The following is a 507-nucleotide window of genomic DNA, read 5'->3' on the forward strand; positions in this document are numbered from 1 at the left end:
GCACTTGGCCGGGCTCTATCTCAAAGTGGAACAAGTTAATGATGTCTTACGCGCCACACCCTTGATCTCAGTAACAACCGCTGGCTTCAATCCGGGCAACTACAGGGGGGAACTTATGGCTGAACAGACAGACGTCATCGTTGTCGGCGCCGGACTATCCGGCCTCGTGGCCGCAACCGAGATCGCGGATGCCGGCAAGCGCGTGATCGTGGTCGACCAGGAAGGCGAGCAGTCGCTCGGTGGCCAGGCGTTCTGGTCGTTCGGCGGGCTGTTCCTGGTCGATTCGCCGGAGCAGCGCCGGCTCGGCATCAAGGATTCCTTCGAGCTCGCGATGCAGGACTGGCTCGGAACCGCCGGCTTCGACCGCGACGAGGATCACTGGCCGCGCAAATGGGCCGAGGCCTATGTGGCGTTCGCGGCCGGCGAGAAGCGTGACTGGCTGCGCGCGATGGGGCATCGCTTATTCCCCGTGGTCGGCTGGGCCGAGCGCGGCGGCTATGACGCGAT

At 64.1% G+C, this 507-nt stretch carries 1 protein-coding gene; it reads left to right on the forward strand.

What is annotated here, in order from left to right:
• Positions 1-115 precede the first annotated feature (115 nt).
• Positions 116-507: FAD-dependent oxidoreductase (locus tag AC1D00_RS44825; RefSeq protein WP_477015178.1), on the forward strand; the 392-nt coding region annotated here is incomplete at its 3' end.

The organism is Bradyrhizobium sp. P2_E8, from assembly GCF_056403875.1.